The sequence below is a fragment of the Lentzea rhizosphaerae genome (assembly GCF_042649515.1).
GTDB classification, from domain to species: domain Bacteria; phylum Actinomycetota; class Actinomycetes; order Mycobacteriales; family Pseudonocardiaceae; genus Lentzea; species Lentzea aerocolonigenes.
The window spans coordinates 1-7,805 of sequence record NZ_JBHRZI010000006.1 but is presented as its reverse complement, the minus strand read 5'-3'; the positions used below and the strand labels follow the sequence as shown (position 1 = coordinate 7,805).

At 67.8% G+C, this 7,805-nt stretch carries 5 protein-coding genes and 1 pseudogene; 2 read left to right on the top strand and 4 right to left on the bottom strand.

Features of this window, described 5'->3' with window-relative positions:
• The 3 genes from ACFOWZ_RS04535 to araB all read right to left on the bottom strand — a co-directional run.
• Positions 1 to 999: L-arabinose isomerase family protein (locus ACFOWZ_RS04535; RefSeq protein ID WP_382369134.1), on the bottom strand; the 999-nt coding region annotated here is incomplete at its 3' end.
• 17 nt (positions 1,000 to 1,016) lie between these two features.
• Positions 1,017 to 1,670, bottom strand: a complete 654-nt coding sequence (locus ACFOWZ_RS04530) for an L-ribulose-5-phosphate 4-epimerase (protein ID WP_382369131.1) — start codon at positions 1,668 to 1,670, stop codon at positions 1,017 to 1,019.
• On the bottom strand, positions 1,670 to 3,352 hold the full coding sequence (araB, locus tag ACFOWZ_RS04525) for a ribulokinase (RefSeq protein ID WP_382369128.1): 1,683 nt from the start codon (positions 3,350 to 3,352) through the stop codon (positions 1,670 to 1,672). Before araB ends, ACFOWZ_RS04530 begins: the two co-directional genes overlap by 1 nt.
• A gap of 841 nt (positions 3,353 to 4,193) precedes the next feature.
• Between araB and ACFOWZ_RS04520 the strand changes: the two genes are divergently transcribed.
• The gene (locus ACFOWZ_RS04520; RefSeq protein ID WP_382369125.1) at positions 4,194 to 5,390 is read left to right on the top strand and encodes an HNH endonuclease signature motif containing protein; all 1,197 of its coding nucleotides are present in this window, start codon (positions 4,194 to 4,196) and stop codon (positions 5,388 to 5,390) included.
• A gap of 758 nt (positions 5,391 to 6,148) precedes the next feature.
• On the opposite strand, the gene ACFOWZ_RS04515 is transcribed toward ACFOWZ_RS04520, so the two are convergent.
• Complete coding sequence (locus tag ACFOWZ_RS04515) at positions 6,149 to 7,132, bottom strand: LacI family DNA-binding transcriptional regulator (RefSeq protein WP_382369137.1); 984 nt, start codon at positions 7,130 to 7,132, stop codon at positions 6,149 to 6,151.
• Between the two features lie 454 nt (positions 7,133 to 7,586).
• Here ACFOWZ_RS04515 and ACFOWZ_RS04510 point away from each other — a divergent pair.
• Positions 7,587 to 7,805, top strand: a pseudogene (locus ACFOWZ_RS04510) (LacI family transcriptional regulator); the annotation flags it as partial.

Sequence of the window (7,805 nt, the reverse complement as noted above, 5' to 3'; positions counted from 1 at the left end):
GTAGTCCTCCATGAACGAGGTGCCGCGGCCCGTGCCGACGCCCATCGCCTTCACGGCGGCCAGCAGTGCTGAGGTCTTCCAGTCGCCTTCGCCGCCGAAGCCGTAGCCGTCGGCCATGAGCCGCTGCACCGCGAGGCCCGGGAGCTGGCGCAGTCCGCCGAGGTCCTGGAAGTTCGTGGTGAACGCGCCGAACCCGCCCTCGTCCAGGAAGGACCGCAGGCCGATCTCGATGCGCGCGGCGTAGCGCAGCGAGTCGTGCCGGTCTCCCCCGCGGCCGAGTTCCGGAGCGAGCCGATAGGTCTCGGCGTAGTCGGCCACGAGCAGGTCGATGTCCGCGTCAGCGACGGCGTCGACCTTCTCCACGAGATCGTTCACGCCGTAGGTGTTGACCGAGACACCGAACCGCAGCTCCGCTTCGACCTTGTCGCCTTCAGTGACGGCGACGTCGCGCATGTTGTCGCCGAAGCGAGCCAGTTTGAGGCTTCGCAGGTGCGCGACACCGGCGGCCGCACGCGCCCAGCCGTCGATGCGCTCGGCCAGGTGCGGGTCGCTCGCGTGACCCGCCACCGTCTTGCGGGCCACGCCGATCCGCGTCTGGATGTAGGCGAACTCCCGGTCGCCGTGCGCGGCCTGGTTGAGGTTCATGAAGTCCATGTCGATGGTCGACCACGGCAGGGCTTCGTTGAGCTGGGTGTGCAGGTGCAGCAACGGTTTGCGCAGCAGGTCCAGCCCGGTGATCCACATCTTCGCCGGGGAGAACGTGTGCATCCACGCGATCACACCGACGCACGACGGGTCGTTGTTCGCCTCCTGCATGACCGCGCGGATGGCCGCGGAGTCGGTCAGCACCGGCTTCCACACGATCTCGGTGCTGATCCGGCCGCTGTCGCTGAGCATCCGCTGGATCTGCTGGGACTGCGCGGCGACCTGGTCGAGCGTCTCGGGGCCGTACAGGTGCTGGCTGCCCGTGAGGAACCAGATCTGGGGCTTGCCCGGCATGTGCTCTCCTTCTGGGCTCACTGGCCGTAGACGTTCTGGTAGCGCTGGTAAAGCCGGTCGACGTGGTGCTGTTCGATCGGTTCGGCCTTGCCGAGTTGGAGTGCGAAGTGGACGGTGCGCGCGACGTCCTCCAGCATCACCGCGGACTTCACCGCGGCCCGCGGCGTGGTGCCGACGGTGAACGGTCCGTGGTTGCGCATGAGCACCGCGGTGGACCTGCTGGTGCGCAGGGTTTCCACGATGCCCTTGCCGATGGAGTCGTCGCCGATCAACGCGAACGGGCCGACGGGGATCTCACCGCCGAACTCGTCCGCGATCATCGTCAGCACGCACGGGATCGGCTCTCCGCGTGCCGCCCACGCTGTCGCGTAAGGGGAATGCGTGTGCACCACCCCGTTGACCTCGGGCATGTGCCGGTAAACATAGGCGTGCGCGGCGGTGTCCGACGACGGCGCGTACTCGCCCTCGACGAGCTTGCCGTGCAGGTCGGTGACGACCATCGCGTCCGGCCCGAGGTCGTCGTAGGACACACCCGACGGCTTGATCACCATCAGGTCCTGACCCGGGACGCGCGCGGACACGTTGCCCGCGGTCCAGATCACCAGTTCGTACTTGGTCAGCTCGCGGTGCAGGTCGGCGACCGTGCGACGCAGCTCCGACGTGACGGACATCAGTTCTTCGCCTCCAGTGCGTCACGGCGGTACTGGCGCAACCGGTGCATGATGTCGTTGGCGCCACGCCCGAAGTAGTCGTGCAGCTCGAGGTAGTCGAGGAACAGCCGTTCGTAGGCCTCGACGTTCTCGGGGATGGGCGTGAAGACGTTGCGGCGCACCGATCCCATGGCCTTGGCGGCCTCGCGGATGTCCTCGAAGGCCCCCGCGGCCACCGCCGCGTGCATCGCCGAACCGAGCGCCGGCCCCTGTGCCGAGCCGATGACCGACAGCGGCAGGTTCACGACGTCGGTGTAGATCTGCATCAGCAGGGCGTTCTTGATGAGCCCGCCCGCGATCACCAGTTCGGTGACCGGCACGCCGGCGTCGGTGAAGGTGTCGATGATGACCCGCGTGCCGAACGCCGTGGCCTCCAGCAACGCCCGGTAGATGTCTTCGGCCTTCGTCGCCAGCGTCTGGCCGACCACAACCCCCGACAACTCGTGGTCGACGAGCACGGACCTGTTGCCGCTGTGCCAGTCCAGCGCGACCAGCCCGTGCTCACCAACCCGTTGCGTGGCAGCGAGTTCGGTGAGGAGTTCGTGCACCGTGATGCCGCGCTCGTCCGCCTGCTCGTGATAGGCAGGCGGAACCTGGTTCTTCACGAACCACGCGAAAATGTCACCCACACCGCTCTGCCCGGCCTCATAACCCCACAACCCCGGCACAATGCCGCCGTCCACGACACCGCACATGCCCGGAACCTCACGCAGCACATCGCCACTCATCACGTGACATGTGGACGTGCCCATGATCGCGACCATTTGGCCGGGTTCCACGGCTTGCGCGGCCGGAGCGGTGACGTGCGCGTCGACGTTGCCGACCGCCACCGCAATGCCCTCGGGCAACCCGGTCCACTCGGCGGCCTGCTTCGTGAGAGTTCCCGCCTTGTCGCCCAGCGCGGACAACGGGTGGTCCAGCTTGTCCGCCACGAAGTTCTCGAACTGCGGGTTGAGCTGCTTGAGGAAGTCCTCGCTCGGGTACGCACCGTCCTGGTGAATCCCCTTGTACCCGGCGGTGCAGGCGTTGCGCGTGTACGTGCCCGTGAGCTGCCAGATGATCCAGTCGGCGGCCTCGACCCAGTGCTCCATCGCCGCGTAGACCTCAGGCGCCTCCTCCAGCACCTGCAGCCCCTTGGCGAACTCCCACTCCGAGGAGATCAGTCCGCCGTACCTCGCGAGCCACGGCTCCTTGCGCTGCCGGGCGAGCTCGTTGATCCGGTCGGCCTGCCCCTGCGCGGCGTGGTGACGCCAGAGCTTGATGTAGGCGTGGGGATTCTCGGCGAACTCCGGCAGATCGCACAGCGGCGTCCCGTCAGCGGTAACCGGAACCATCGTGCAGGCCGTGAAGTCCGTCCCGATGCCGATCACCTGCTCCGGCGCGACACCGGCGTTCTGCACGGCCTGCGGGACGGCGGTCCGCAGGACGTCGAGGTAGTCGGCCGGAACCTGCAGCGCCCACTCCGGCGGCAACGGCCGCCCAGTAGCAGGCAGAACCTGGTCCACCACACCATGGCGGTACTCGGACACGGCGGTACCGAGCTCGGCACCATCACGGACGCGCACGACCACGGCGCGGCCGGACAGGGTGCCGAAGTCGACACCCACCACACACGCGTCGCGGTCGATCGTCTTGTCAGTCACGCGCTGAGTGTTATCGCTAACATTCGGTCCGTCAAGATGCCCCGCACACATCGTGATTTCCCAGCGAGCACGGGAAATGGTGACGGCGTGAGCGCACGACAAAACGCCCACGCCAGGAGGGCCGCGCGCCCGGTCGCCCCGGCCGCGATGGTCGCCCTGGTCAGCGGATCGGCTGCGGGCCTGGCCGGCTGATCACGAGTGGCTGGCCGGACTGTGGGCCTGGTCGGCTCGCGAGTGGCTGGCCGGACTGTGGGCCTGGTCGGCTCGCGAGTGGCTGGCCGGACTGTGGGCCTGGTCGGCTCGCGAGTGGCTGGCCGGACTGTGGGCCTGGTCGGCTCGCGAGTGGCGGCCAGACCAACTGGGGGCGCGGTCGGCCGGTCACGGATGGCGCGGGTCGACTTGGGGTGGTTCGGCGCGGGTTCCAGCGGGGTGGTCGCCTTGTGCTGGACGTGTCGCCTTGGGTTGGTGGTCGCTTTGGGTCGTATGACGAGCCGGGTCATTTCATCGCCGCTTCGCGACGATTGCGATTGGGGCTTGACTTCGGGGCCCTTGCGAGGCGCTCATCGGCCTTAAAAAGCCGGGCAATAAGAGCCCGGCCGATCCAACCAGCGTAGCACCTCGCACCCAAAGTCAAGCCCCAATCGCACGCGTGCGTGGTCGCCTTTGTTGGCCGGCTCACCTCATTACCGCTTGCCTGCGTTCGCATAGCCCTGTACGGCTCCGCTTCGCCTTCGCCGCTTGCCTGCGGCTTCGCGGATCACGTTGCTCGGCTCGGTGGTTCACTCGATTGTGTTCGCCATTTCCCGTTATCTTGCTGTGATCTTGCGGTAGAGTAGAACACGTGATCGAAACCCGCCTCCTCTCCACCGACGAGCTGCTGCGCAGTCTCGTCGACGAGGTGACGGAAATCCGGGTCCGCGAAAATGCCGCGTTGCAGATCGTCGCCGAGCTGGATCGGCGTGGAGCCGCGAGCGAACTCGGGTACAGGAATCTGCCGCAGGTGCTGCGGCATGTTGTCCGCTGGGATCTGCATGTCGCCACGCGGTGGATCGACACTGCCTTGTTGCTGACCGGCGAGATCACCCCGACCGGCAGTGAACTGGCTCCGGTGCTTCCGCTCACGGCGCAGGCGGTGGCCGAGGGCGCGTTGTCGGTCGAGCACGTCGCCGCGGTGGCTGCGGTCATGAAGACCGTGCCCGCAGAGCACGAGGCGACCGTGGTGGGTTACGCCCGCGCCTTCGAGCCCCGCACCGTGCGCACCCTGGGCGGGAAACTCGCCTACTCCCTCTACCAGGACGACCCCGAGCCCCGCGACCCCGACCCTGTGCCGCCGCCTGCGAATGAGCATTCGTTGCAGTGGAAGAACGGGCGGCTGGAGATCCGCGCCAAGCTGGACAAGGTCACCGGCGCCAAGTACGAGGCACTGCTCGATCCCTTGGCCAAGCCCCGCCCGGACACCGGCGAAGGCCCGGACCCGCGCACCCTCTCCCAACGCGAAGGCGACGCCCTGGCCGAACTGATCGAGCTGATGCTGCGCGCCGACCAACTCCCCGAGCACGGCGGCGAGCCGGTCACGATGACGGTGACGATGCGCCACGAGGACCTGGTCCAGCAGGTGGGCGAGGCGATGCTGGACACCGGCCAGCACCTCCCCGCCGACCAGCTCCGCCGATTGGCCTGCGACACGGGCATCATCCCCGCGGTACTGGGCGGCGAGGGTCAGCCGCTGGACATCGGCCGCAAAACCCGCACCTTCCCGGCCCGGATCCGCCGGGCCCTGGTCCTCCGAGACCGAGGCTGTGCCTTCCCTGGGTGTGACAGACCGCCCCGGCACTGCGACGGCCACCACGTCCGGCATTGGGTCGACGGCGGGGACACCTCGGTGGGCAACGCGGTGCTGCTGTGCCGTGCGCACCACACGCTGATCCACCAGAGCAAGTGGGAAGTCCGGATGATCAACGGCATCCCGACCTTCTACCCGCCGGCCTGGCTCGACCCCCAGCGAACGCCCAGACGCAACCTGATCAACACCGCCTAGCCACGACGAAGCGGTGCCGATGAAGGCTGCCCCGGTCACGGCCAGGTGGCTCGTGCGTGAGGACGTCCAGGCCGGACAACGCGCCCCGCGAGCCGCCAACGCCGACTGACCGACGGCTGCGTGGGTACCGGCCGCTTCGTCCCCCGCGCTACCCGTGCCGCGCTACTCCTACCGCGGGGGCAATTCCGCGAAGTAATCCGTGAGGTCAACCTCCTCGAAGTTAACCAGCGACGCCGACCCGCGAGCAAATCCCGCGAAGGATCCAGCGCAGCTGATCTCCCGAACCTGGCCCCCGAAGGCCAACAGGAATGGCTTACCCGAGCCGAACCTCCCCCGCAACGCGTCAATGGCGAAGCCGAGCACCCGCCAACCGCGATGGCGAAGCCGAGCCGGACAGGGCAATGCGTCATCGGGCAAGCGGTAATGGCGGAAGCCGACCAACAAACGCAACCACGCACGCTTGCGATTGGGGCTTGACTTTGGGAGCGAGGTGCTAGCCTTTTCGGATCGGGCGGGTGCGGAGCATCCGACCTTTTCCGCCCGACACAGCGCCTCGCAAGGGCCCCGAAGTCAAGCCCCAATCGCAATCGTCGCGAAGCGGCGATGAAATGACCCGGCTCGTCATACGACCCAAAGCGACCACCAACCCAAGGCTACACCACCAGCAAAAGGCGACCACCCCGCTGGAACCCGCGCCGAACCACCCCAAGCCGACCACGAATGGCGACCACCCCCGCAGGACCAGCCGCCACCCACCCTCACGCAGGCGGCGCCACACTCGCCCGAGTGACCAACACCGGCGCAATGGCCCGCCGAGGCCGAGCAGTCTCCCCATCACTCAACTGCTCCAGCAGCAACCCCAACGTCTCCCGAGCCACCGCCGCGAAGTCCGGCCGCACGGTCGTCAAAGGCGGGATGTAGTACGCAGCCTCGGGCACGTCGTCGAACCCGATGACGCTCACATCGTGCGGCACTCGACGACCCCGTTCGCTCAGCGCCAGCAGCAGGCCCAGCGCCAGGTGGTCGTTGGAGCAGAACACCGCGGTCACCTCCGGCATTCTCGCCAGCATCTGCCCCGCGCGGTGGCCGGACGCGGCGCTCCAGTCCGCCGTCACCAGCGGGGGCACCTCGGCGTTGGCCGCCTCCAGGGCTCGGCGCCAGCCCTGGGCTCGGCCCGCCGCGTCGAACCAGTCGGTGGGGCCCGACACGTGCCAGACCGTTTGGTGGCCTGCTTGGAGGAGGTGGGTTGTCGCCTCGAACGCGCCTGCTGCCTGGTCCACCGTCACCAGCGGGGTTGGGCGGTCCGGGTCGCCGTCGACTGTCACGAGTGGCACGCCTGCCGGCACGTCGGCCAGGGCGTCGGCGGCTGAGCCGTTCGGGGCGATCACCACGATGCCGGCCACGCGTTGGTCGCGGTGGCGTTCGACGGCGGCCGCGATCGAGTCGCGGTCCAGCACTGTCACTCGGCGGACGCTCACGGCGAAGCCTGCCTTGCCGGCTGCTTCCTCGAAGGCGGACAGCAGGGAGGCCGGGCCGTACAGCGTCGAGTTCTGGGCCACCACGCCGATCAGCTGGGTCTTGCCGGTGACCAGCGCCCTTGCCGCGCGGTTGGGGCGGTAGTCGAGCTCCTTGATGGCCGCCTGCACGCGCAGTCTGGTCTGCTCGCGGACGTTCGGGTGGTTGTTCAGGACGCGCGAGACCGTCTGGTGCGAGACCCCTGCGAGTCGTGCGACGTCGGTCATCGCGGGGTCACGCGAAGTCTTCTCCACGAGCGGGCTCCGATCCCTTGGTCTAGACCGATATGTTAGCGATAACACCAGTCAGTCAGGATGCGACACCTTTATCGCCTTCCTCATTTCGCGCCGAACGTCGCACGTCAGCGGGCTTTCAGGGCAGCCGATCCGCACCGCCGGCCACCGATCACTCGGCGGTACGTGAGATGCCCCGTTGCACCAACACACACTGTCCGGCAGGCGACTCCGGCAGCGGGAAGGCGCCGCGAGCGCGCTGCGGACCAGGGCGTCCGCTGCACGCAAGTTTGCCTTCCGTGCTCGAAGTGAGCGCTAACATAAGGCTGCGAACTCGTTACGAGCAATGGCTTGACGTGTCGGATGTGAGCGTTCACTGTTGTCCACCTGACAGCCGCGGGCACGTGGCCGGGCTCCGCGACACCGTAGTCACCTCGGAGGAATCCCTGTGCTGAAGAAGATCACGACAGCCGCCAGCGTGATCGCGCTGTGCGCTCTGACCGCGTGCGGTTCTGGTTCTGGTGGTACCGGTACCGGTACCGGGTCGTCGGGTGGCGACACGATCACGATGGGCTTCGCCCAGGTGGGTGCGGAGAGCGGCTGGCGTACCGCCAACACCAAGTCGATCCAGGACGAGGCCAAGGCCGCGGGGATCGACCTGAAGTTC

What these genes read in the sequence shown, in the direction of transcription:
- ACFOWZ_RS04530 (WP_382369131.1), bottom strand. Translation starts at nt 1,670, where the DNA reads ATGTCCGTCACGTCGGAGCTGCGTCGCACGGTCGCCGACCTGCACCGC.
- ACFOWZ_RS04515 (WP_382369137.1), bottom strand. Translation starts at nt 7,132, where the DNA reads ATGACCGACGTCGCACGACTCGCAGGGGTCTCGCACCAGACGGTCTCG.